Below are 23,457 nucleotides of genomic sequence, written 5' to 3' on the forward strand. Positions count from 1 at the left end.
AGCTAAGTTAATGCGGGAATTCTGTATTGAATATTTCAATTTTAATGGAAAATTCCACCAAGTTATGCCTGAAATTTCTGTCTTCAGGATGTGGCTAACGTAGAGATATCATGGTCAAAACCGACCATACAACATAACTTGTACTTTTAGTTTAGGACGGAAGCAGATGATATTAGTTAATTTTCCCTGACTTATGAGGGATGTGGGGGAGCTAATGACTATTGCCTATTGCCTATTGCCTATTAACTATTGCCTAAATTACATCTTGCAAAACTCGACGGGTGTTTTGCCATGCCCAAATACCTACAGTTGCAACTACAAAACTCATTCCTACTAAGACAGTTCTCAAGCCTAAAGCATCAGTTAATGGCCCGGTAATGGCTAAAGGTGCCGACAAGGCAATGTTCACAGCATGATTTTGAAAGCCGAACACTTTACCATACATATTTGGTGGTGTTTGGTGTTGAATGAGGGTTTGCATGGGTACACCGATTAAAGAAGCACCTATGCCCAACAATGCACAAAGTCCTAAAGCTAGCACGAGATTGTGGGTAAAGGTAAATAGTCCTAAAACCAACGCCATGACTAAGAATCCGATTAAGGGTAAGGGTTTGTGATGAAATTTATCGCCCCAGTGTCCCAAAATGGCTGCACCCAATACCATCCCTACCCCGGCTGCTGCTAAGAAAAAGCCAAATTGTTTTTCTTTTAAACCAAAATCTGCGGCTAATCTAATCGCTAAAACCATTAAAGCCGCAAAGACACAATATAAAGTGGTCAGTTGCAGCATGGCATTTAATACCAGACGATTTTTTTTGAGATAACGCAAACCTTCCTTTAAATCAGCCCAAGGATCGATTAATGAGCGGCGATCGCTGACAGTTTTGTGTTCTGATTTAAAATCAACTAACTGAAAGGCTAGTGCTGACAATAAATATAATCCCGCTACCACTGCTTGTTGACCATAGCCTTCTCCTAACCAAGTCTTCGCCCAACTTAATATCGGCTCCCCAATGGCAAACCCTACAATTAAAGCCCCCATCATGGTGCTACTGTAGAGAGCATTGGCTGCCATAAAATTTTCTTTGCGTACCAACACAGGAATAGCCGCCTGTTCGGCTGGGGCAAAAAACTGGGCTAAGGCAGAAATCGCAAAAGTCAGGATTAAAAATATTAGAAAATCTCGTGGTGCAAAGGCTATTAGTAATGTCAATATTGCCTGTATGACATCCGAGCCTACTAGGATGAGCTTTTTAGAGAAGCGATCAACAAAAATACCACCCGCAGAACCCAATAAAATTGCTGGTAGAGTGAACGCCACCATCAAAATTGAGTACATGGAGTTTTGTGCTAAACCCGGAAGCGGTGGGTAATTCTCCAACAAAGCCACCATTAAGACGAAAAAAACTTTATCTCCTAATTGGGATAGCAACTGTCCCATCCATAGGAGCATAAAATTCCGATTCTTTAGTAGTGCGCCAAACCCGTTATTGACAGCAGCAGGTTCAGTTGGAAACATGGGTTACGTTGGTATTTTAACTAGGGTAGATGGGGGGTGGGGATTGGGGATTGGGGATTGGGGATTGGGAATTGGGGAAGATAAGAAAGAATTGTTTTGCTTTTCTCCCTTCCTCATCTGCTTAATTATCGTCAGTTCATTGCCCAATATCCTCTATTTCTCACTCCTATGTGCTTATACTGTTTTCCGGACTATTTTTCTTCATAGTGTTTTAATAATAAATGCAGAAATTCAGCTGCTGTTAGACGGGTTTTGGGGGTGGTAATTTCACCTTGGGAGGAATCTACCCACCAGCCTTGTACACTATGTGGCGATCGCCACATAGTTAAATGATCAACTGCTGGCTCTGCATAAAAGTTATCTTGCCCACTACCGAGCAAAGATGAACTCCAATGCGTAAAATAATCATGACTGAGCCGATGAATGGGAAATTTCCCCCATAATGGTACTCCCCAGCCATCGATCGCTATAAATGCTTTGACATCACCTCCCAAAAGTTGCCATTGCCAAGCTGCGGCGATCGCTCCTACAACACCAGCACTAAAGCTGATGAATATAACTGGCGATTCTAGCCTATGGTGCAGGCGATCGTGCAGAAACTGCAAAATGTGAAGTGATGATAAAGCCAAAATCCCTGGCACTGGCGCAACTAATATATTCTCTGGACTGGGGATTGGGGACTGGGGACTGGGGATTGGGGACTGGGGACTGGGGATTGGGGACTGGAGGGATGTAGCTTTAGCCTCCTGTAGGGTTGAGGATGAGGAGGATTTTAAGTTATCTATGCTTGGGGATAACCACCCTGAAATAAAGCTTTCAGTTAAATCTGTTTCATGAATTCCAGGACAAATAATTATATTCATTAGTTTTTCTCCCCTGCCCCTCTGCTTCCCAATCCCCAGTCCCCATTCCCCATTCCCCAATCCCTACTCCCCAGTCTTCCCTATCCAATCTTGTTTAACACTCGGTATCAAGTAATAACACTAATATGACTTTTGATATATTATTGTCAATTTTGTAGTTATCCTCTCCGGGGGGATGGGATAATAAATAACTAATTAGTCAAAACTTCAGCTATTTACTAGCTGCTGATTTTGCTCTCTATTCTGGTTTATATTGAGGAACTCATTGTGGTTGCCACACCGGAAAAACTACAAAACACCCAGGAGCATTTATCCAATCAAGATCGAGTAGCTGTCTTGCTCATGGGCTATGGCGAAGTCGAAAGCTACGAAGATTTTGCCAACTATAACGAACAGGCTCTCAATCTACTCACAGCCAAATTCGCACCGGTTCCCACCTGGATTTATCCACCTTTAGCAAAAATATTGGCATTATTTGACCGCCACGAATGGGGACACCAACATCATGATTTTATTTCCCCTCATAATGCCATCTTTGAAAAGCAACGAGCTGGAATTGAAGAACAATTACAGGCTAAGTGGGGTAGTAATGTTCAAGTTTTCAAAGCTTTTAACTTCTGCGCTCCTTTTTTACCAAAACAAGTTTTGGCAGAAATCAAAAACCAAGGCTTTGATAAAATCCTGATTTATCCTCTTTTGGTGGTTGATTCAATTTTTACCAGTGGAATTGCGATCGAGCAAGTGAACAACGCTCTGGCTGAGACTGCTGAGGGTGAAAACCATTGGCTAAAAGGATTACGTTACATCCCTTCTTTCTATAATGAGCCGGAGTATATTCACTTAATGGCGCATCTAGTTGAGGAGAAAATTAACGCTGATTTAGCAGCCGCATACTTACCTTCTCAAATTGGCATTGTGTTGATGAATCACGGTTGTCCTCACAAAGCCAAAGGTTTCACCTCTGGAATTGACGAAAGTCAAGCTTTGTATGAGTTGGTAAGAGAGGAGTTAATTAACCGTTATCCTTTAATTTCGGTAGGTTGGCTCAATCACGATACACCCCTAATTGAATGGACGCAACCAAATACAGAACAAGCAGCTAATAACCTAATTCAATTGGGTGCAAAAGTGATCATCTTTATGCCCATTGGCTTTGCTACAGAAAACCACGAAACTCTATTAGATGTACACCACATTATTCATGCTTTAGAGAAAAAGCATCCTGATGTGGATTACGTACAAATGCCTTGTGTTAATAACAATCCAGAGTTTTTAGCGATGGCTGCACAGTGGGCAATTCCCCACATTGCTGAGTTACAGAATGAGCAAGCAATGACTGTAAATACACATATATCTAGTCATCATCACCATCACCATCATCATTAAAAAGCTGTTATGTAGTAAGGACTTTAGTCCTTTTTTTCAGCACTGAAGTGCTTACTACAAACCGTCAAAACTCTCTAATTTACTCCTCGCAGCTTGCGGGTATTATCTACTAAACTCTGAGCGAATTGATCAAACCTTTGGGAAAGTTTTTCATCTAACAATTTGCCTTCGGAACTGAAAGCACCATAAGCTTGTCCAATCGCAATTTGCTCCGGAATCACCCAACCATGTACCCAACGGACAATTAGGCGCAGATCATTTAAGGCGTTGCTATTAGCTTGTCCTCCCAGTACACTAATCAAACCGGTGACTTTCCCAGACAATTCATCAAAACTCATTAAATCAAGAGCATTTTTTAGGACACCACTCACACCGCCATGATATTCAGGTGTCGCTAAAATTAATCCATCGGTATTACTAACAGTATCGCGCAATCTCTGCACATCTGGATATTCTGGATACTCTTTACCACCATTACAGAATGGTAAGTTTAGTTGGCGTAAATCTAAAATCTCGACATCTGCACCTATGGCTTCTAGTCTTTGTGCTGCTATTTGCAAAGCCAACTGGGTGTAAGAGTTGGCTCTTAAACTACCACCAATACCAACAATTTTCACCATAACCTACCTAATAGTTAAAAAAATACTAAAATGCGAAGTCATTATGACTATGTTTATAATCTTAACGATTTATTTCACCACAGTCAAATTACTAGAAATTTAGTATTGGAGAGAGATGAGTGCTGATTAGGGCATTTCTCCTTTTCTCCCCTGCTTTTTACCCAATCCCCAATCCCTTTGCCTTCTTAATTTGAATGTGGGAGTTAGACTAGATTAGACAGCAGTGACTACGAGTTATTGCAATTTTTGCTAGAAGAGTAGGCATAAACCAAAGCTCGGCCTATGGCAGCAGACAAAGGGTAATTGTTATGAAAAATTTTGGTAAAAAGGCATTGATGAAACAGCAATCACCAAAGCGTGTGGCTTGGACTAGCGCACTTGCAGCCAGTTTGATCATGTTGCCGAGTATTTTGGGAGGTAATCCCGCGTTGGCTCAAAAAGCAGAGCGCGACTCACTAACTTATGGGGAGTTAATCCAGAAAATTAATCAAGAGCAGGTTAAAAGAGTAGAATTAGACGAAACTGAACAGATAGCAAAAGTTTATTTAAAAGGACAAAAGCCAGATACACCTCCAATACAAGTCAGGCTTTTAGAGCAAAACACAGAGTTAATTAATAAACTCAAAGCCAATAATGTGGATTTTGGTGAAGTATCTTCTGCCAACAGTAGAGCCGCAGTTGGACTACTAATTAACCTAATGTGGATTTTACCGTTAGTGGCCTTAATGCTACTGTTTCTGCGACGCTCTACCAACGCTTCTAGTCAAGCCATGAACTTTGGTAAATCCAGAGCGCGTTTCCAAATGGAAGCCAAAACTGGGGTGAAATTTGATGATGTTGCAGGGATTGAAGAAGCTAAGGAAGAACTACAAGAGGTTGTAACTTTCTTGAAGCAGCCAGAAAGATTTACGGCTGTAGGCGCGCGTATTCCCAAAGGGGTATTATTAATCGGCCCCCCAGGTACAGGGAAAACTTTACTAGCAAAAGCGATCGCTGGGGAAGCTGGTGTACCATTCTTTAGTATTTCTGGCTCGGAGTTCGTGGAAATGTTTGTAGGTGTGGGTGCTTCCCGCGTCCGCGATTTATTTAAGAAAGCTAAAGACAATGCTCCTTGCTTAATATTTATTGATGAAATTGACGCAGTAGGTAGACAACGGGGTACAGGTATCGGTGGTGGTAACGATGAGAGAGAGCAAACCCTCAACCAGTTACTCACAGAGATGGATGGTTTTGAAGGCAACACCGGCATCATTATTATTGCTGCCACCAACCGTCCCGATGTCTTGGATGCTGCCTTGTTGCGTCCCGGACGCTTTGACAGACAGGTAATAGTTGATGCACCTGACTTGAAAGGACGATTGGAAATTTTAAGCGTTCATGCTCGCAATAAAAAGATTGACCCTAGTGTATCTTTAGAAGCGATCGCCCGTCGCACACCAGGGTTTACAGGGGCAGATTTAGCCAACCTACTCAACGAAGCAGCGATTCTCACCGCTAGAAGACGCAAAGAGGCCATAACTATTTTAGAAATTGATGATGCCGTAGACAGGGTTGTGGCTGGGATGGAAGGTACACCCCTGGTAGACAGCAAGAGCAAACGCTTAATTGCCTACCATGAAGTTGGACACGCTTTGGTAGGGACTTTATTAAAAGACCATGATCCAGTGCAGAAAGTCACCCTCATCCCACGGGGACAAGCCCAAGGTTTGACTTGGTTTACTCCCAATGAAGAACAAGGCTTAATTTCCCGTAACCAAATCAAAGCGAGAATTACAGCTACTTTGGGGGGACGTGCTGCTGAGGAAATCGTCTTTGGTAAAGCAGAAGTAACGACTGGTGCAGGAGATGACCTGCAAAAAGTCACATCAATGGCACGGCAGATGGTGACAAGGTTCGGGATGTCTGATTTAGGCCCCTTGTCCCTAGAAACTCAGAATGGAGAGGTCTTTTTAGGCAGGGATTGGATGAATAAATCAGAATATTCTGAGGAAATTGCCGCCAAAATAGACGCTCAAGTTCGAGAAATAATCAATAGTTGCTACCGAATTGCCAAAGAATTGTTGCAAGAAAATCGCCTATTGTTAGAGCGCCTAGTAGATATGTTGGTAGACCAAGAAACCATTGACGGTGAGGCATTCCGCAAAATTATGGACGGCAATAAACAAGAATCAACAAATGAAGAATTAACAACAGTGGTTAGTCAATAGTTATTAATTCCACAATTAACTAAAACTAGCAAAAAGATAGGCACAAACTGTTATTAGTTTTCCTATCTTTTCTTTATAGGATTGACTATGTGCCTATTGACTGCCCCAATGAAAAAACTATCTTATCCCTATTATCTTGACTTTTGTCTGGCGATTTGCTGTTGGGAAAACATTTCTTTTAACACCATTGCTGGATCAACATAGTTATTTGCATACTTCATGATCCAATGGAGGTGAGGGCCGGTAGTGCGCCCTGTCATCCCAATTCTGCCAATTCTCACACCCGTAGGAATAGTTTGACCTTCCCAGATTTGAATTCCTCCAGCGCGATCAATCAGAAAACGGCGACCATTGGCAGTTTCTACATGACCTTCCATGTGGCAATAGGTGTGTTCCCATTCCCCTGATTTGATGATGATGTGAGTACCACAAGCGCCGCTATCACCTACTTTAATCACTTTACCTCCCCACCAATTACGAATGTAACTACCTTGGGGGGCGGCAATATCTAAACCATTGTGAAATTCCCAACCATCACCACCAGTTGCAGAACGACGATAACCAAAGGGTGATGTATAAGCTTGAAAATTCTCTACAGGGAAAGAAGCTGCTAACCAACCGTTCCCTGTGGCTGTTTTATTTGACTGTGTTTCTCTAGCTCTAACAATTTCAATTTTTGGTAATAGATTTATACTACTGAAAATACTTAAACATACTAATATTGTGGCTCCAGAAAGAACTACTTTTTGTTGCCGCCTACTCATTATTTTTATTCCTCAAACCACTAAATATAATTAATTTTTGCTTCTTTAAAATTTCATGAATCTAACTACAAATCCATGCTAAAAATTTAAACCTACTACCTAAAAGTTGTGTCGTCTAATGAATGTTGACATTGGATTCATTTTTGTATAAATATTGAGCTTTTCAATGAATTAGCTTACGACATAAAGCTTTACAATGTCAAATTGATTTTTTCTTTAACAAGTCTGATGAAATTAGCATATTTTAAATGTTTGGTATTACTAGGAGTAGCTATCAGCTAGCAAGTAAACACTTGAATATATGTACCGTCTTGAGTTTATTAGAAATAGTGCTTTACGTATATACCTACATAATACGTAGGACTCCTATAGCAGTCCACTTTAAATGACTATAGTGGTCAAGTGGTGAAAATCTTGTGAGGTTTTAGACTTAAAATGGCTGAATAGGTTAATTGAAGCTCGGTAACGAGTCAAGTTGACCATTTGCAGGACGCAACCAAGCTATGCTGACTGAAATATTACCTTTCCGTTTTGAATTAGATACTGTAGCGATCGCCGGAGCTAGTCTGTGGTCTTTGGCAATATATCTAGGGTTTTCCCCGGTGAGTGAATGGGTAATCGAGCAACTCAACCGTTGGTTTAACTTTGCCGAGCGATCGCTTTACACTAGCGAATCAGAATTTGAAAAAACTCGCAAAGCCAGAGAATCACAAAATGCCTTTTACGCATCACTGTTTAGCATTGTGCCGTTTTTAGTAATTGGGGCTTTATGTAACTGGGGCGTAGAAATCAGTTTAGGACGCAGTTGGGCAATTAGTACAGGTATACTTGCCTGCATGGGTTGCGGTATTTATGAACTAGGGCGTAGAGATGGACAGTCTTCGGACTAATATCCCATGTCAAAATTCACAAACTCTGTATCTGTTCCTTGACCAAAATCGCCATCTTCTGGGCTGCGCCGCTTTCGCCTCTGGCGTTTCGCAACTTGCGGCGTATTGCTTCTAATTTATGTGGATCAGCCAAAAATTCTAAAACCATTTCTCCTACTGCTTCAGCGTCGAGTTTACCTACAAGTTCTGGGACTATCTCTGCTTCTGCCCAGATGTTTGGCCAAGCTAATAAACCTTTGCGTCTGAGAAACAGCCAATTAATGATTTTGGCAAAGGTAGAACCTAACCCCGGCAAATTAGCGAGTAACCCTGGTAAACCATCCCAAGAACGCATGGCATCAAGTTGTTGTGTGGGTAGTAAAACCAGCATTGGCACACCCAAAGCACCCAACTCGGCTGTGTTTGCTCCGACTGTAGTTAAGCAAATACAACAATGTGATAATAATTCATAGGCAGGATTTTCTTGGTGTAGCTCTACATTTAATCCTTTAAATGTTTGTAGTATGGGGTTCTGACTACTTTGTTCTGGGAAAACTAAGGAAGCACCAGAGAATTTAAAGGTTTCTACAAATGGGTTGTTTTGGGAATCGGCAAAACTGGCCATAGTCTGTAAATCCAAAGTTGGAGCTACGGGAATCACAAACTTAATTTCAGGTCTTTTGTTGTGGATATATTCAGCAATACTGAGCATTAGCGGTACACCTTGGGTTAATTTTGCTGCTTTTGAGCCAGGTAAAAGACCAATGATTGGGGATCGGGTATTAGATATTGGAGATTGGGGAGTGTTGATTTCTCTTTGGGCTTCTAACATCAGATCGCCCACGACTGTAAATTTGTCGATGTATTTAGGGGAGACTTGAGCGGCGACTTTTGGGTTCATGACTCCAAAAGAGTCAATGAAATTATGCCAACGGGCTTCCCACTCGGCGTAAACTACTGTGCGATATCCGAGTTTTTTGCCGATGACGACAGGGAAAATTTGATCGCCACCTAAGAAAACAATGACACCGCGATCGCTCCAATCCCAATTTTCTACAGTTTTACCCCAGAGCAAAAATTGCCAAAAATGCTCTGCTGATTGTACTCGGTCTACTTCTGGATAAGAAAGGGCGATCCCAACTTCTTTACCGCTAGCATTCGGACACGGTGATAAAACTACAGAAATCCTCACTTCATCACGGTTATTTCCTAACTGTTCTCGTAAAGCTTTCACTACTGGACGTACCCAAGTCGTTACTTCCCCTGGACCATTGGAGAGAATGAGAATATCTACTAAATTCATAAGTTAAAAGTAAACATTTATATAAAAATTACGTACGTAAAAGGGTACTGATAAAATTACAACCTATGTATGATAACGTCTGTAAGTTCCTTGCTGAATCATTTTCTAGTGACTTTGCAACTTGGCTGCTGAATGAGCCAATTGCACTCACTCAACTAAGTCCATCAGAATTATCCCTCGAACCCATACGGGCAGATGCACTAATTTTGTTACAGTCCGATGAAATTGTCCTCCATCTAGAATTTCAAACCAGACCAAAATTCGATATTCCCTTTCGCATGAGTGATTATCGCTTACGAGGGTATCGCAAATTTCCCCAGAAAAAAATACGTCAGGTGGTAATTTATTTACAACCAAGCGATTCTGAGCTAGTTTATCAAACAGAATTTGTCTTAGAAAATAGCTGGCACAGATTTGACGTAATTCGACTGTGGGAACAGCCAACAGAAATATTTTTCAATTATCCAGGTTTGCTACCGTTTGCAACTTTAACCCAAACCGATAATCAAACGCGAACCTTAGAAGAAGTGGCTGAGGTTATTGAAGCAATGGAAGACACCAGAATCCGCAGTAATCTTGCTGCATCAACAGCAGTGTTATCTGGGCTAGTATTAAATAAGGACGTGATTAAAAGAATCTTGCGGAGTGATATTATGCGCGAATCTGTAATTTATCAAGATATTTTACAAGAGGGTGTTAAAGAAGGCTTTGAAAAAGGAATTGAACAAGGAATTGAACAAAAAGCTCAAGATGTTGCCATCAAACTGATTAATAAAGGTATTAGTCTAGAAATAATTGTCGATGCCACAGGTTTAACTATTGAACAGTTGCAAAAATTACAGGCTCAAACAGAAGATATTCAACCCCTGTAACTTTATGCGTGAATCGGTTATTTATCAAGAGATTTGGCAAGAATGGTTTCAAGAAGGTTTTGAACTGGGTTTTAAACAAGGGTTAGAACAAAAAGCTCAGGAAATTGCCAGAAATATTCTAAGTAAAGATACTGCGATGGTCTACGACCGACCGGAGGTCATCGCATTAATTGTTGAATTTACTGGTTTAACTGTCGAACAGATTCAAAAATTACAAGCTCAAATAGAAAATACTGAAATTCAGTGATATAAAATATTTAATTCCTCATGTTTTATATTGACTTCTCTCTGCCAGTCGAAATGCTATTAGGAATGTTGGTTTGGATGGTGCAAGAGGGTTGGTCAAAATATAAATACTAATTACCTTGATAATTATCTAAATTATTTAATTCATCCGCTAAAGAAGATAAGTCTTGAGAAGTTGGAATTTTCATACTAATCAAAAATACTATTTGATTATTTTCAATATTTATATTAGTTACATTAACTACTGCTTTATCAGGAGATAAATCTAAACCTGGAACATTTATTGACTGATTTTTATACCCAGCATCATCAAGCCATTCTGCAATATTTCGCCAATTTTCTAATTTTTCATCAGACTTATCCAAAAGACTTTTGACATATCTATATATGGTTGCACAGAGGTCAGTTTCTACACCTTTGCCATTTTTACCGAGTTTTTCTGCTATTTCAGCCGGACTATAGCCACAAAGCAAACCTCGCAAATGACGCTTTTCTACAGGTGTTAAACGCTTACCTTTAACTGATGATAAATCTGAATATAGTGTTTCCAAATCCCAACTATTTTCTGCTTGCATGAAGGGTTCGTTACTCGATGGCATAGGCAAATTTTGCAAATTCAGTAAAATTTCCTGGTGTAATCTTAGCACTATTCCTGATGATAGCTAGGTGATACTTAGGTTTTAATTACAACATACTAGGAAGATGAAACAAAAAATACATTGTACACGGAAACATAATTATGGATAAGCTAGTTGATAAAATTGCGGCTTTGGGAGTTCCTGGCCTTGTACTTTTGGTTGCTATGGCGGTGACAGGATGGGCAGGAGCAGCAGCATTAACTACAGCATTAGCAATACTTGGTGGACCATTCGGAATGCTTGGAGGAGTCGCTGTACTGGGTTTACTTGCTCTGATGTCACAAGGATTAGCTGACTATGGATTTGAAGCAATTTTTAAGTCAACTGTAGAAAAACTGAGAGCAAAAGGTAAATCTAAGGCTGACATAGAACGCGAGATTGAATCTTACCCAATTTCTGGAGATTTGAAGTTGAAGATCAAGAGTTATTTGCACACACTTGCATAGTTATTATTTTCATTTTTTAACTAAGGGAGTAGGAAAACATAAATTATCCAAAATTGATAGTTGGGTAGGGTGCGTCAGTACGATAGAACCTAACTAGATTCAGAGATTATTCATACTGACGAACCCTACAGTTTGTACTAAAGTTTTGACATTGTTTATCTGTAATTAACTAATATTCCATACAACAAAATTTGCTATGAACACTAATCAAGAAGCAGAAGCAACTCAAAATCCTGGATCTCACCCAGTGGATAATCGTCAAATTATTCAAAAATTACTAAACAATGAGTTACATAAAAAGGTTATCTCTTTTTTGAAATCTACATTGTTAAGTTTCAATAATGTTTTTGAATCCGTTTTTAAACCTACTCCCCCTTTAAATCCAGTTGATGATAGAAGCTTTTCTGAAAAAACTGAGCGGATTCGTGCCTACAGTGATTTGATTAAATCTGCGTCTAAATTTATTTGGCTTGGTGTGGTTTTGATCATCATTCTTCAAATATGGGGAAATTTTTCACTTAAACACATCAGTCATTCATCTCAAAATAAATCAAATACTGTCACTATTAATATTACTAAACAGCAACAATATCAAATGTCAGATGATGTTGCAAATGCTCTAGGAAAAGCATTAGTTAGTTCCAGAGCATCTGCATCAAATAATTTTGAAAAATGGCATGATGAAGTAATGCAACGTGTAGACCATCCTTTTCTGGATTGGTACTACAATTATTTTACTCAGTTAGGGGTTGGGTTAGAAGCTATCTGGGTCAATATTAGTGCTACTTCAGAAGAAGACAAGGCTGAAAGATTAATTGGTAATTTCCAAAAAGAGTTTGCCAAACAAGTTCTGCAACCATCATTAATGCAGATTGAGATGGAACGTTTTACTAGAGAAGCAATTGATAAATATGTATCTGAAGCTAATCACGTATTAGCAGGGATTCAAACTAAATATCAGATTCCCCAGCCTGTTTGGGAAGAGTTTCTAGAAGGTTTAGGAAGCACAACATACAATACAGGTGGGAAAGATCAAAATCTTTCTCTTCGCGCACTTTCCCGTGGTACAGGTTATCTAGCTAGCAGCGCAATGATTAAAGCTGTCACGGTTATTGGTACTAAGAAACTGGCTACAGCAACTGTGAGTAAAGCAACTTCTAAAGTAATTGCTAAGGTAGCAACTAAAACAGCAACAAAGGTAGCAACAGAGGGAACTGGTGAAGTGGCCGCAGGACTTTTAGGCTTAGAATTACTTAATCCCCTAGCTGGTTTAGGTATTTTAGCATGGGATATTTGGGATCACTATCATACAGTGAAAGTTGAAAGACCAATTCTCAGAGAAAACCTCAATAACTATTTAAATGAGGTAAAAGACTCATTACTGAACGATAAAGAAAGTGGTATTTTATCTTCAATAAATCAATTTCATGATGCCATTCTAGATACTTTAAATACTAAAGCTATATTGGCTAAATAAAATTTGATGCTTCATTCATGAAAGAGAATAGGTACGTATGTAAAATTTTTATAATGCGTACCTGTTCTTTTTCTTAGTTATTAGTTAAGTTTTTTATTCTACACAATTACCAAATTCTTTGGATTGGGTATAAATCAAATACTGTATCTACACTTAACAAAGGTATTTTCTCAAATATTGACTGAGCTATCAAAATTCTGTCGAAAGGGTCACGATGATGATTTGGTAGCCCATCAAGAGTATAAATGTGTTCTGGCTCTATTGCTAATATTTGTATATTATTAATCTGTTTTTGACTTTCTATCAAATTCGGTAATGATAAATTTAGGCGTAGTTTACCGGACTGGACTTTGATTTGCATTTCCCAAATACTAGCAATACTGAATATGAGATTATTACTAGGATCGTTAATTAAGTCGTAAACTTTTGTTGAAAGTTTTTCTGAACTTGATGACCACCAAATTAATAAGTGGGTGTCTAACAGCAATTTCATATAAGTAGAACAGGGTAAATAATTAAAGGTTTGTAGTGAGAACTTTAGTTCTCTCTCCGAGACGCTCCGCGAACAAAAAAGGACTAAAGTCCTTACTACGAACTATAGTGTTTTTACATTATTTAACATAGTTTGGTTTTTTAAAGTTGTTTTACCTAGGAATCACATTTGATTTCTAAAAAAAATACAGTACACCCAAAAAATGCTCTTTCCTAATCCCTACTCCTAGCTTTTACAGATAATTTCAAAAATCAAACCGGATGCCTATATTTCTCCTTCACCCATCCAAAATTCATCAGGTAAAGGATCATTAAAATCATCGCTCATCCAAATTTCGCCTCGATTTAAGTCTGGGATACGTTGCTGAGGAGTTTCTTGGGTTTTTTCAGGTTGAGCATATTTTTGCATTAAAAATTCCACAAAATCTAAGACCTGCTGTTGCTGTTCTGGTGCTAGAGTTTGCAACTTAGCAATTAATTCTGAGGTGGTATCTACAACTTGAGCAGTCATCTCACCTTCTCCCTTGAGTACATATGATTTTATGTTAGTTCTTTAGTCAGGTGATCGCACTTTCTTTGCCACTAGCATTAGAACATAGGGAAAAACTAGGCAAATCCTGACCTCTTCACTCTGATAGGCTAGCTTTTACTGCAAATACTTGACAAAATTACATATAGATAGTAACTGATTTTCATTTTCCCGAATGAGCAATTTCCGATACAAAAACGAGAATTATTAAGAATTTGTTACATACAGTGAGCATTTACTTTTATTATTTATTAATGTTTGTTAACAAAGTTTGCGATTTTTATATCGATTTATGTCAGTTAGCCTACAAAATGCCCATTGGGTAAGGTTTTTCTGATAAAAAACTGATATTGCCGAAAAAAAATCGCTAAACTTTGGCGGCACTTAGCCGCAAAGAAATTCCATTAGAGAACACGCATCAAAGGAGCCGAGGAAGCATGTTCACCCACGTCAAGTCCACCATTAGACACATTGCGCCTGATAATCTAGGCGGACGTAACTTAATTAAGGTGGTCTATGTCGTGCTTGAGTCCCAGTACCAGAGCGCACTGTCGCAAGCGGTTCGCACGATTAACTCGAACAATCCCAACCTGGCGATTGAAATCAGTGGTTATTTGATTGAGGAACTCAGAGATCCTGAGAACTATGAAGAGTTCAAACGGGAAGTCGAGAGTGCCAATATCTTTATCGCCTCATTGATTTTCATCGAAGACTTAGCACAGAAAGTAGTTACAGCAGTAGAACCACACCGCGATCGCTTGGATGTAGCTGTTGTGTTTCCCTCTATGCCAGAGGTAATGCGCCTGAATAAAATGGGCAGTTTTTCCTTGGCACAATTGGGTCAATCGAAGAGTGCGATCGCCCAATTCATGCGGAAACGCAAGGAAAAATCCGGTGCTGGTTTCCAAGATGGGATGCTGAAACTGTTGCGAACCCTACCGCAAGTGCTGAAGTATTTACCAATGGACAAAGCACAAGATGCTCGCAATTTTATGTTGAGCTTTCAGTATTGGCTGGGAGGTTCGCCAGAAAACCTGGAAAACTTCTTGCTGATGCTAGCGGATAAATACGTATTTAAATCTGTAGATAAACAAAATTCGTCATCTCTCGCATATCAAGCACCAGTAGTTTACCCGGATATGGGTATCTGGCATCCTTTAGCACCAACAATGTTTGAGGATGTCAGGGAGTACCTCAACTGGTACACAGTCCGTAAGGATATATCCAGTGATTTAAAAGATCCCTTAGCTCCCTGTGTGGGTTTGGTATTACAACGCACACACCTAGTTACGGGTGATGATGCCCATTATGTGGCGATGGTGCAGGAGTTGGAATCACTGGGTGCAAAGGTATTACCAGTATTCGCTGGTGGTTTAGACTTCTCCAAGCCTGTAGATGCTTACTTCTACGAACCAACGACCAAAACACCGTTAGTAGATGCAGTCATATCTTTAACAGGTTTTGCGTTGGTAGGCGGCCCCGCTAGACAAGACCATCCCAAGGCAATTGATGCTCTCAAACGCCTGAATCGTCCTTATATGGTGGCATTGCCTTTAGTATTCCAAACTACTGAAGAGTGGCTGGATAGCGATTTGGGCTTACATCCCATTCAGGTGGCATTGCAAATTGCCATTCCCGAATTAGATGGAGCAATTGAGCCGATTATATTATCGGGTAGAGATGGGGCAACAGGGAAAGCGATCGCTCTCCAAGACCGTATCGAAGCCGTAGCACAACGCGCTTTGAAGTGGGCGAACCTGCGCCGTAAGCCCAAACTAAACAAAAAAGTTGCCATCACTGTTTTCAGTTTCCCCCCCGATAAAGGTAACGTGGGAACAGCCGCATACCTGGATGTATTCGGCTCGATTTACGAAGTGATGCAGGCACTCAGAAACAACGGCTACGACGTGCAGGACTTGCCAGAAAACGCTAAAGAGTTGATGGAACAAGTTATCCACGACGCACAGGCACAGTATGCTAGCCCCGAACTCAACATTGCCTACAAAATGTCAGTGCCAGAATACGAGGCACTTACACCCTATTCTCAACGCCTGGAAGAAAACTGGGGGCCACCACCAGGACACCTCAACAGCGACGGACAAAACCTATTAATTTACGGTAAGCAATTCGGTAACGTTTTCATCGGTGTACAGCCCACCTTCGGTTATGAAGGCGACCCCATGCGGCTGTTGTTCTCCCGTTCCGCCAGCCCTCACCACGGTTTTGCAGCTTACTACACTTACCTAGAAAGAATTTGGGGTGCAGATGCCGTACTGCACTTTGGTACTCACGGTTCTTTGGAATTTATGCCCGGTAAGCAAATGGGGATGTCGGGTGAATGCTACCCCGATAACCTCATTGGCACAATTCCCAACCTGTACTATTACGCAGCTAACAACCCCAGCGAAGCAACAATTGCGAAACGCCGCAGTTACGCCGAGACAATTTCCTACTTGACACCACCTGCGGAAAACGCTGGTTTGTATAAAGGGTTGAAGGAACTCAGCGAGTTAATTGCTTCTTACCAAACCTTAAAAGATAGCGGTCGCGGTATCCCCATCGTCAACACGATCATGGATAAATGCCGCATCGTCAACCTGGATAAAGATATTAACTTGCCAGAAACCGATGCCAAAGATATGACCCCCGAAGAACGGGATAATATTGTCGGCAGCGTCTACCGCAAGTTGATGGAAATCGAATCTCGGTTGTTACCTTGTGGCTTGCACGTCATTGGTAAACCCCCAAGTGCAGAAGAAGCGATCGCCACCCTAGTAAACATTGCTAGCTTAGACCGTCAAGAAGAAGAAATTCTCAGCTTACCCCGGATTATTGCCAGCAGTATTGGGCGCGATATTGACGAAATTTACCAAAATAGCGATCGGGGTGTACTAGAAGATGTCCAACTTCTACAAGACATCACCCTAGCAACCCGCGCCGCCGTTCGCGCCTTGGTACAAGAACAAACAGATGCTGAAGGCAGGGTTTCTCTAGTTTCCAAGTTGAATTTCTTCAACATGGGCAAAAAAGAACCTTGGGTAGAAGCATTACAAAAAGCAGGTTATCCCAAAGTTGATGCTTCCGCATTGAAGCCCCTGTTCGAGTATTTAGAATTCTGCTTGCAACAAGTTTGTGCAGACAACGAACTCGGCGCATTACTCAAAGGCTTAGAAGGCGAATACATTCTTCCCGGCCCTGGTGGCGATCCCATCCGTAACCCCGATGTATTGCCCACAGGTAAGAACATTCACGCCCTCGACCCCCAATCAATTCCCACGGCTGCGGCTGTGCAATCAGCAAAAATCGTTGTCGATAGACTATTGGCAAGAAATAAAGCCGAAAACAACGGTAATTGGCCGGAAACCATCGCCTGTGTTCTCTGGGGAACAGATAACATCAAAACCTACGGCGAATCACTAGCACAAATCATGTGGATGGTGGGTGTACGTCCAGTTCCCGACGCGTTAGGACGGGTGAACAAGTTGGAGTTAATTCCCTTAGAAGAGTTAGGAAGACCCAGAATTGATGTAGTCATCAACTGTTCTGGTGTATTCCGCGACTTGTTCATCAACCAGATGAACCTGCTAGATCAAGGGGTAAAAATGGCGGCGGAAGCGGATGAACCTTTAGAAATGAACTTCGTCCGCAAACACGCACTACAACAAGCCCAGGATTTGGGAATTAACCTCAGACAAGCAGCAACCCGCGTTTTCTCCAACGCTTCCGGTTCTTACTCGTCAAACATCAACTTGGCAGTAGAAAACAGCACTTGGGACAGTGAAGCCGAATTACAGGAAATGTACCTCAAGCGCAAATCCTTCGCCTTCAATTCCGATAACCCCGGAATGATGGACGAATCTCGGCAGATTTTTGAAAGCACCTTGAAAACTGCTGATGCAACTTTCCAAAACCTGGATTCCTCCGAGATTAGTTTGACAGACGTTTCCCACTACTTCGACTCAGACCCCACCAAGCTTGTAGCAAGTCTGCGTGGCGATGGTAAAAAACCAGCATCTTACATTGCAGACACCACCACAGCTAACGCCCAAGTCCGCACATTATCAGAAACCGTGCGCTTAGATGCCCGTACCAAATTGTTAAATCCCAAGTGGTATGAAGGTATGCTGTCTCACGGTTATGAAGGTGTACGCGAACTCTCCAAGCGGTTGGTAAACACAATGGGTTGGAGTGCAACAGCCGGCGCAGTGGACAACTGGATTTATGAGGATGCAAACGAAACCTTCATCAAAGATGAAGAAATGCAGAAACGTTTGATGAACCTCAACCCCCATTCTTTCCGCAAGATGGTATCCACATTGTTGGAAGTGAATGGTCGCGGTTACTGGGAAACTAGCGAGGAGAATTTAGACCGCCTCCGCGAGTTGTACCAAGAAGTTGAAGACCGAATTGAGGGGATAGAATAGGATTATATGGGCAGGCTTTACGCCTGCCTTAATCTTTCAGTCTGGAATATCACTATGAATGCTTTAACCGTCAACCTTCAATCAGTATTGGAACTGACAGATGAGCAGTTTTTTAATCTATGTCAAGTAAACCGTGACTTGAAATTTGAACGCACTGCTACGGGAGAATTAATTATCATGCCACCCACGGGAGGAGAAACGGGAAATAAAAACGCTAGAATTACTCAACAAGTAATGAATTGGACTGATGCTGATGGTACTGGCATTGCTTTTGATTCTTCTACTTGTTTTAAATTACCTAATGGTGCAGACCGTTCTCCTGATGCTGCTTGGATAAAATTGTCAAGATGGAATGCTTTAACTGACGAACAAAAAGAAAAGTTTCCCCCCATTTGTCCTGATTTTGTAATTGAGTTACTTTCGCCGAGTGATAGTTTGAAGGTTGCACAGGAAAAGATGAGGGAATATATAGACAATGGTGTGCGGTTAGGTTTGTTAATTAATCGTAAATCTCGTCAGGTAGAAATTTATAGACAAGGTAAGGAAGTTGAGCTTTTGGAATCTCCTGTTACAGTATCAGGGGAAGATATTTTAAATGGTTTTGTTTTGAATTTGGGAAGAATTTGGTAATTGATTTTTTGATTATGAATAATTGGCAAAATATTACTGATACTAGATTAGTCAGACTAATACATCCTGGTGAAGTAATTGCAGATATTCTAGATGATTTAGATATTAATACTGCAAAATTTGCAGAAATTTTAGGAGTATCTAATCAAATAGTTAATGAAATTATTAATGGTCAAAGAGCAATTACGGTAGATATAGCAATCCGTCTTGGTAAAGCGTTAGGAAACGGGCCAAGACTTTGGCTCAATCTTCAGCAAAAGGTTGATATTTGGGATGCTTTGCAAAGCCATAAGGAAGAATATGAGCAATTCATAACACTTGTTTAGAAGAAGATTAAGAAATGCAGAAACACTTAGTGAACATCAAACCGCATTCTTTTCACAAGATGGTATAAAAATTGTTGGTATTAACATTATATATATGTTTAATTTTTTTAGTTCAAATAATAAAAAAAATCAAGAATATATTATTTTTGAATCTAGAGAGTGGCTAGTTGAGGCAAGGAGCTTAGTTGCTCGAACTCGTGCTTCTAATAAGAGAATTATAGAAAGAAATATATCTTATGTAGAAAGATTATTAAAGTCTTCTAGGGAGATGCAAAGCTACACACTTGAAATTCAAGATATTCTGAAGATGTTTCCAGAATCAAAAGATGTGCGTAGTTGGATAGTAAAAGAATTTGTTTATCGTGTATTACTTGAAGCGTTTGAATTCAAAGTAGGCACATTAAGGGAGTGTTTAGAAAAAAATATTTTAATTCAAGAAGAATGCAATTTTAGAAAACAAAGTCCTGAAGATATATTTAAATATTTAAATCTCAAAGTATCTGAAGCTTATTTAAATAAATCAGTTTCAATTATACAGAACAGTTTAAGATTATATAAAATTCCAGAAAAAATAATTAATGATATTTCTGAAAAACTAATTGAGTATGATAAAAAAAATATTGATACTATTAAAAATTATATTAATGAAAAAACATATCCAAACCTTTACAGACAAATTCAATGTTATCATAAAGAAAGTTTAAATAATCAGAATCAAGTAAATCATATTGTGAATGATTTAGAGAATGAAAAACCGGACAAAGATAATATGATAAAAATATTTATAAGTCACAGTTCTATTGATAAAGAGCTAGTTTCAAAACTTGTTGAACTTTTTAGGGCTTCATTAAATATTCCTTCCAGAGAGATAAGATGTACAAGTTTGGATGGCTACAGATTGCCTGGGGGAGCTAATTTCAACGACCAGCTTCGTCAAGAAGTTTAGAGGATGTTTGAAAAGTTTTAGGGAGTCAAAAATTAAGCCAATCGCTTCACCATAATACGGATCATTGCAAGATAGATAAAAGTTTCTGAGGTTTCGGGCAATAATTCATAATCTCTGACCAATCGCCGACATCCCATGAACCAGCCAAAAGTGCGTTCCACCACCCAACGTTTTTTGAGTAAAACAAAGCCCTTGCTTTGCTCTGGTCGCAGCACCACCTGTACAATCCAGCGACAAAAATTCATGACCCACTGCATGAACGGTTCCCCATCAAAGCCACCATCAACCCAGATGGTGGTTAACCGAGATTGTGGCTGAGACTGTTTAACTCGTTGGAGAACTTGTTTGCCTCCTTCTCGCTCACCGACATTGGCTGCTGTTACCAAAACCCGCAGCACTAACCCCAAGGTATCAACGGTCATAAATCTCTTGCGTCCTTTGATTTTCTTGCCAGCATCAAAGCCTACTGATTGACTCACCATTGCCGCACTCTTGACGCTTTGGCTATCAATTATCGCTTCCGATGGACTCGGATGACGTTCAATTTCGATTCTCGTCCACTCTCGGAGACTATCGTGAATGTGCAACCATGTCCCGTCTTTACGCCAGTTTCGGAAATATGTGTACACTGTTTGCTCTCGTAGGAAAGTCCCCAGGTAGCGTAGGCGTAGCCCGCCGTAGGCATCGCCATCTCACTCCTTCTAGCAGGATGTAAAAAATTGCATTCAGGACTTCCCACATATCGACTTCACGCTTACGACCACCCGGTTTCCCTTCTGGAATCAAGTCGCTAAGAAATTCATATTGTGCGAGGCTCAGGTTACTGGGGTAAGCTTTACTCATGTCGCTCTCTCGGTGCTGTTGATTATCTATTCACAGCGTATACTGAGAGAGCTTTTTTACAACATACCTGACTTTTCAAACACCCTCTTATGATTCTCATGTGTTTATAGGAGTAATTTCTAAAGCGAGCCTTCAATCACAATATGTCTTATTTGAACTTGGAGCGCGGTGGGGAGCGAAAAAGCATCTTATTCCATTACTATCTCCAGATATGAATAATGAACTTATTAAAGATCCATTGAAATCGCTAAATGCTTTGCGATGTGATAGTGCTTCTCAAATCGTGCAGCTAATAGAAGAGCTATCAGAATTTTTGAACTTAGAACTTGATAAACAATCAGCATATCAAAAGTATATTGATGCTATTGTTGGCTTGAGTCCCTGATATTGCTAAATGCGGTTCTTGCATTGGTTTTATGGTAGAGCATTAAAACCGCACAAGATAATGGTCGTTCAATTCCTCAACCAAGGCAGCGTTTGATGTCTGCTTAATAGATTAAAACATAAACAGAGATTATTTTTTCACACAGGCGTTAGCGTAGCTTACCGTAGGTATCGCTCATCTTTTCCAACAGGCGATCGCTTTTGGGAATGTCGAGTGCGTTAGCGAAGCTTACCGGAGGTATCGCTCATCTTCCTATACAGGCGATCGCGTTTGGGAGTGTGGAGTGCGTTAGCGCAGCTTACCGAAGGTATCGCTTATGGTAAATAATGAGTCAATTTCTACTATCAGCCAATTTTGTTTGAATTAGGCAAGTTTTTCACTAAAGTTTTAATTGCTGTAGAAGTAACAGGAACACTTTGGGCAAGTTTCTTCAGTAATTTGGGATAAAAAGTTAGGTAGATGTCTAATTAATTGGGATTGCTAAAAGCAGGGTTATGAATAAATGTTTCATCAGTTAAACTTTTTAGGAAAGCTATCAGGTCATTTTTTTCAGCTTCAGTTAATTCAAAACCGCTAATAAATTCACTCTTGAAAGGATTTTTGCTGCCTACTCCGGCAAACTTTCCTGTATGAATCGTTCTCCCACCTGCTTTATAGTGGTCGATAACTGCTTCTAGAGTAGGGATACTACCATCGTGCATATAGGGAGCAGTGAGAGCAATATTTCGCAGAGTTGGAGCTTTGAAACGTCCCATATCGGAGGGTTTGGTAGTAATTTCATAAACACCAGTATTATCTGGTGGATAAGCTCCTTTGCCGTCAATATTATATAGGCCAGTGTTGTGAAAAGCGATTTCTACAAAAGCCAGGCGATCGTGCATCACCGAATCGCTAAAATTAATCCCACCATGACAATGAAAACATTCCAGACGTTCGCTGTTGAATAACTTTTCCCCCCGTTGAGCAGCTTTTGAAATAGCATCAGAGTCGCCACCGAAGCGATAACGATCATAGGGAGAATTCACGGAAATCAAAGTACGTTCAAAAGCTGCTAAAGCTTTAGTCAGATTACTCAAGCTAATCGCTTCCTGACTTTCTCCAAAGGCTATTGCAAACATCTGTCGATATTTGGAGTCATCCCGCAGCATTGTTAATATTTGTTGTTCCCTTCCTACCATACCCATTTCTACCGGATGTTCCCCAAACATGGGTACTAAAGCTTGAGTTTCCAACCTTGTTATCAAAGGGTTAGCCCAAGTTAATACTGGGTTGTAGCCAATATTAGCGAGACTCATGGAGTTACGGGGGTGTTTTTCGCCGGTTGCTCCCACCGCCACCGTTTTCCCATCAGTGAAAGCCAAGGACTGAATATGGCAGGACGCACAAGAGAATTCACCCGTGATTGATAACCGCTTCTCATAAAAAAGATGCCTTCCCAACTCTACTTTTGGCGAACTCATGGGGTTATCGGCTGGGACAATTGGCTTCGGCATCCAAGCTGGGAGATGCCAGTCATATTCTGAAGTCGGTGATTTGCCAAATGCTTTACTTAGCCCCATTGAGAGACAAATTGACAACAGACAAATTACTGCGAGGGTAAACAAACGAGTTAATTTCATGTGGGAATGCGGAGGCAGTTAAGGGCTAGGAAGAAGCAGGGGAGGCATCTTGC

Annotated in this window: 21 protein-coding genes and 1 pseudogene; 12 read left to right on the forward strand and 10 right to left on the reverse strand. The window is 40.5% G+C overall.

The window, feature by feature from the left end; translation table 11 throughout:
* Positions 1–253 precede the first annotated feature (253 nt).
* Both NOS7524_RS21590 and NOS7524_RS21595 read right to left on the reverse strand, forming a co-directional pair.
* Positions 254–1,519 (reverse strand): MFS transporter, encoded by a 1,266-nt coding sequence (locus NOS7524_RS21590; RefSeq protein ID WP_015140608.1) that lies wholly within the window; start codon positions 1,517–1,519, stop codon positions 254–256.
* 191 nt (positions 1,520–1,710) lie between these two features.
* On the reverse strand, positions 1,711–2,382 hold the full coding sequence (locus tag NOS7524_RS21595) for a hypothetical protein (RefSeq protein ID WP_015140609.1): 672 nt from the start codon (positions 2,380–2,382) through the stop codon (positions 1,711–1,713).
* 267 nt (positions 2,383–2,649) lie between these two features.
* Here NOS7524_RS21595 and NOS7524_RS21600 point away from each other — a divergent pair, with 267 nt between their 5' ends.
* Positions 2,650–3,768 carry a ferrochelatase gene (locus tag NOS7524_RS21600; protein WP_015140610.1) on the forward strand — a complete coding sequence of 373 codons (1,119 nt, stop codon included), beginning with the start codon at positions 2,650–2,652 and terminating at the stop codon, positions 3,766–3,768.
* 74 nt (positions 3,769–3,842) lie between these two features.
* Here NOS7524_RS21600 and NOS7524_RS21605 read toward each other — a convergent pair whose 3' ends face one another.
* Positions 3,843–4,388, reverse strand: a complete 546-nt coding sequence (locus tag NOS7524_RS21605; protein WP_015140611.1) for an NADPH-dependent FMN reductase — start codon at positions 4,386–4,388, stop codon at positions 3,843–3,845.
* A gap of 308 nt (positions 4,389–4,696) precedes the next feature.
* Here NOS7524_RS21605 and ftsH point away from each other — a divergent pair, with 308 nt between their 5' ends.
* Positions 4,697–6,595 carry an ATP-dependent zinc metalloprotease FtsH gene (gene ftsH, locus NOS7524_RS21610; RefSeq protein WP_015140612.1) on the forward strand — a complete coding sequence of 633 codons (1,899 nt, stop codon included), beginning with the start codon at positions 4,697–4,699 and terminating at the stop codon, positions 6,593–6,595.
* A gap of 131 nt (positions 6,596–6,726) precedes the next feature.
* Here the strand turns inward: ftsH and NOS7524_RS21615 are convergent, their stop codons facing one another.
* The gene (locus NOS7524_RS21615) at positions 6,727–7,359 is read right to left on the reverse strand and encodes a M23 family metallopeptidase (protein WP_015140613.1); all 633 of its coding nucleotides are present in this window, start codon (positions 7,357–7,359) and stop codon (positions 6,727–6,729) included.
* Positions 7,360–7,862: 503 nt separating this feature from the next.
* On the opposite strand from NOS7524_RS21615, the gene NOS7524_RS21620 reads away from it, so the two are divergent.
* Positions 7,863–8,249: a hypothetical protein gene (locus NOS7524_RS21620; protein WP_015140614.1), complete on the forward strand. Its 387-nt coding sequence runs from the start codon at positions 7,863–7,865 to the stop codon at positions 8,247–8,249.
* Positions 8,250–8,265: 16 nt separating this feature from the next.
* Here NOS7524_RS21620 and NOS7524_RS21625 read toward each other — a convergent pair whose 3' ends face one another.
* Positions 8,266–9,531 (reverse strand): hypothetical protein, encoded by a 1,266-nt coding sequence (locus NOS7524_RS21625; protein ID WP_015140615.1) that lies wholly within the window; start codon positions 9,529–9,531, stop codon positions 8,266–8,268.
* A 65-nt stretch (positions 9,532–9,596) separates the two neighbouring features.
* On the opposite strand from NOS7524_RS21625, the gene NOS7524_RS21630 reads away from it, so the two are divergent.
* Together NOS7524_RS21630 and NOS7524_RS21635 are read left to right on the forward strand one after the other, a co-directional pair.
* The gene (locus NOS7524_RS21630) at positions 9,597–10,403 is read left to right on the forward strand and encodes an Rpn family recombination-promoting nuclease/putative transposase (protein WP_015140616.1); all 807 of its coding nucleotides are present in this window, start codon (positions 9,597–9,599) and stop codon (positions 10,401–10,403) included.
* 4 nt (positions 10,404–10,407) lie between these two features.
* Entirely contained in the window at positions 10,408–10,650 is a 243-nt protein-coding gene (locus NOS7524_RS21635) for a hypothetical protein (protein WP_015140617.1), read from the forward strand.
* 109 nt (positions 10,651–10,759) lie between these two features.
* On the opposite strand, the gene NOS7524_RS21640 is transcribed toward NOS7524_RS21635, so the two are convergent.
* Positions 10,760–11,224: a helix-turn-helix transcriptional regulator gene (locus NOS7524_RS21640; protein WP_216087499.1), complete on the reverse strand. Its 465-nt coding sequence runs from the start codon at positions 11,222–11,224 to the stop codon at positions 10,760–10,762.
* Positions 11,225–11,388: 164 nt separating this feature from the next.
* On the opposite strand from NOS7524_RS21640, the gene NOS7524_RS21645 reads away from it, so the two are divergent.
* Positions 11,389–11,733, forward strand: coding sequence for a hypothetical protein (locus NOS7524_RS21645; RefSeq protein WP_015140619.1), 345 nt, complete (start codon positions 11,389–11,391; stop codon positions 11,731–11,733).
* Between the two features lie 196 nt (positions 11,734–11,929).
* On the forward strand, positions 11,930–13,210 hold the full coding sequence (locus NOS7524_RS21650; RefSeq protein ID WP_015140620.1) for a hypothetical protein: 1,281 nt from the start codon (positions 11,930–11,932) through the stop codon (positions 13,208–13,210).
* A 106-nt stretch (positions 13,211–13,316) separates the two neighbouring features.
* Here the strand turns inward: NOS7524_RS21650 and NOS7524_RS21655 are convergent, their stop codons facing one another.
* Both NOS7524_RS21655 and NOS7524_RS21660 read right to left on the reverse strand, forming a co-directional pair.
* The gene (locus NOS7524_RS21655; RefSeq protein WP_015140621.1) at positions 13,317–13,703 is read right to left on the reverse strand and encodes a type II toxin-antitoxin system VapC family toxin; all 387 of its coding nucleotides are present in this window, start codon (positions 13,701–13,703) and stop codon (positions 13,317–13,319) included.
* A gap of 264 nt (positions 13,704–13,967) precedes the next feature.
* Positions 13,968–14,213, reverse strand: a complete 246-nt coding sequence (locus NOS7524_RS21660; RefSeq protein WP_015140622.1) for a DUF2281 domain-containing protein — start codon at positions 14,211–14,213, stop codon at positions 13,968–13,970.
* Between the two features lie 455 nt (positions 14,214–14,668).
* Between NOS7524_RS21660 and NOS7524_RS21665 the strand changes: the two genes are divergently transcribed.
* The 4 genes from NOS7524_RS21665 to NOS7524_RS21680 are packed head-to-tail and all read left to right on the forward strand — an operon-like array spanning position 14,669 to position 20,557.
* Entirely contained in the window at positions 14,669–18,655 is a 3,987-nt protein-coding gene (locus NOS7524_RS21665) for a magnesium chelatase subunit H (protein WP_015140623.1), read from the forward strand.
* A gap of 54 nt (positions 18,656–18,709) precedes the next feature.
* Positions 18,710–19,285, forward strand: a complete 576-nt coding sequence (locus tag NOS7524_RS21670; RefSeq protein ID WP_015140624.1) for a Uma2 family endonuclease — start codon at positions 18,710–18,712, stop codon at positions 19,283–19,285.
* A gap of 14 nt (positions 19,286–19,299) precedes the next feature.
* Positions 19,300–19,611 (forward strand): HigA family addiction module antitoxin, encoded by a 312-nt coding sequence (locus NOS7524_RS21675; RefSeq protein WP_041555898.1) that lies wholly within the window; start codon positions 19,300–19,302, stop codon positions 19,609–19,611.
* On the forward strand, positions 19,604–20,557 hold the full coding sequence (locus NOS7524_RS21680; RefSeq protein ID WP_041555413.1) for a toll/interleukin-1 receptor domain-containing protein: 954 nt from the start codon (positions 19,604–19,606) through the stop codon (positions 20,555–20,557). The genes NOS7524_RS21675 and NOS7524_RS21680 overlap by 8 nt, the downstream gene beginning before the upstream one ends.
* Before the next feature lie 32 nt (positions 20,558–20,589).
* Here the strand turns inward: NOS7524_RS21680 and NOS7524_RS21685 are convergent.
* Positions 20,590–21,400, reverse strand: a pseudogene (locus tag NOS7524_RS21685) (IS5 family transposase).
* Between the two features lie 211 nt (positions 21,401–21,611).
* On the opposite strand from NOS7524_RS21685, the gene NOS7524_RS30245 reads away from it, so the two are divergent.
* Positions 21,612–21,785: a hypothetical protein gene (locus tag NOS7524_RS30245; RefSeq protein WP_171815391.1), complete on the forward strand. Its 174-nt coding sequence runs from the start codon at positions 21,612–21,614 to the stop codon at positions 21,783–21,785.
* 467 nt (positions 21,786–22,252) lie between these two features.
* Here the strand turns inward: NOS7524_RS30245 and NOS7524_RS21695 are convergent, their stop codons facing one another.
* Positions 22,253–23,404: a methanobactin export MATE transporter MbnM gene (locus NOS7524_RS21695; protein WP_015140626.1), complete on the reverse strand. Its 1,152-nt coding sequence runs from the start codon at positions 23,402–23,404 to the stop codon at positions 22,253–22,255.
* Between the last annotated feature and the right edge of the window lie 53 nt (positions 23,405–23,457).

It is taken from the genome of Nostoc sp. PCC 7524 (assembly GCF_000316645.1).
Lineage (GTDB): Bacteria > Cyanobacteriota > Cyanobacteriia > Cyanobacteriales > Nostocaceae > Trichormus.

What these genes read in the sequence shown, in the direction of transcription:
- NOS7524_RS21590 (WP_015140608.1), bottom strand. Translation starts at nt 1,519, where the DNA reads ATGTTTCCAACTGAACCTGCTGCTGTCAATAACGGGTTTGGCGCACTA.
- NOS7524_RS21595 (WP_015140609.1), bottom strand. Translation starts at nt 2,382, where the DNA reads ATGAATATAATTATTTGTCCTGGAATTCATGAAACAGATTTAACTGAA.
- NOS7524_RS21605 (WP_015140611.1), bottom strand. Translation starts at nt 4,388, where the DNA reads ATGGTGAAAATTGTTGGTATTGGTGGTAGTTTAAGAGCCAACTCTTAC.
- ftsH (WP_015140612.1), top strand. Translation starts at nt 4,697, where the DNA reads ATGAAAAATTTTGGTAAAAAGGCATTGATGAAACAGCAATCACCAAAG.
- NOS7524_RS21615 (WP_015140613.1), bottom strand. Translation starts at nt 7,359, where the DNA reads ATGAGTAGGCGGCAACAAAAAGTAGTTCTTTCTGGAGCCACAATATTA.
- NOS7524_RS21620 (WP_015140614.1), top strand. Translation starts at nt 7,863, where the DNA reads ATGCTGACTGAAATATTACCTTTCCGTTTTGAATTAGATACTGTAGCG.
- NOS7524_RS21625 (WP_015140615.1), bottom strand. Translation starts at nt 9,531, where the DNA reads ATGAATTTAGTAGATATTCTCATTCTCTCCAATGGTCCAGGGGAAGTA.
- NOS7524_RS21630 (WP_015140616.1), top strand. Translation starts at nt 9,597, where the DNA reads ATGTATGATAACGTCTGTAAGTTCCTTGCTGAATCATTTTCTAGTGAC.
- NOS7524_RS21635 (WP_015140617.1), top strand. Translation starts at nt 10,408, where the DNA reads ATGCGTGAATCGGTTATTTATCAAGAGATTTGGCAAGAATGGTTTCAA.
- NOS7524_RS21640 (WP_216087499.1), bottom strand. Translation starts at nt 11,224, where the DNA reads ATGCAAGCAGAAAATAGTTGGGATTTGGAAACACTATATTCAGATTTA.
- NOS7524_RS21645 (WP_015140619.1), top strand. Translation starts at nt 11,389, where the DNA reads ATGGATAAGCTAGTTGATAAAATTGCGGCTTTGGGAGTTCCTGGCCTT.
- NOS7524_RS21650 (WP_015140620.1), top strand. Translation starts at nt 11,930, where the DNA reads ATGAACACTAATCAAGAAGCAGAAGCAACTCAAAATCCTGGATCTCAC.
- NOS7524_RS21655 (WP_015140621.1), bottom strand. Translation starts at nt 13,703, where the DNA reads ATGAAATTGCTGTTAGACACCCACTTATTAATTTGGTGGTCATCAAGT.
- NOS7524_RS21660 (WP_015140622.1), bottom strand. Translation starts at nt 14,213, where the DNA reads ATGACTGCTCAAGTTGTAGATACCACCTCAGAATTAATTGCTAAGTTG.
- NOS7524_RS21665 (WP_015140623.1), top strand. Translation starts at nt 14,669, where the DNA reads ATGTTCACCCACGTCAAGTCCACCATTAGACACATTGCGCCTGATAAT.
- NOS7524_RS21670 (WP_015140624.1), top strand. Translation starts at nt 18,710, where the DNA reads ATGAATGCTTTAACCGTCAACCTTCAATCAGTATTGGAACTGACAGAT.
- NOS7524_RS21675 (WP_041555898.1), top strand. Translation starts at nt 19,300, where the DNA reads ATGAATAATTGGCAAAATATTACTGATACTAGATTAGTCAGACTAATA.
- NOS7524_RS30245 (WP_171815391.1), top strand. Translation starts at nt 21,612, where the DNA reads ATGAATAATGAACTTATTAAAGATCCATTGAAATCGCTAAATGCTTTG.
- NOS7524_RS21695 (WP_015140626.1), bottom strand. Translation starts at nt 23,404, where the DNA reads ATGAAATTAACTCGTTTGTTTACCCTCGCAGTAATTTGTCTGTTGTCA.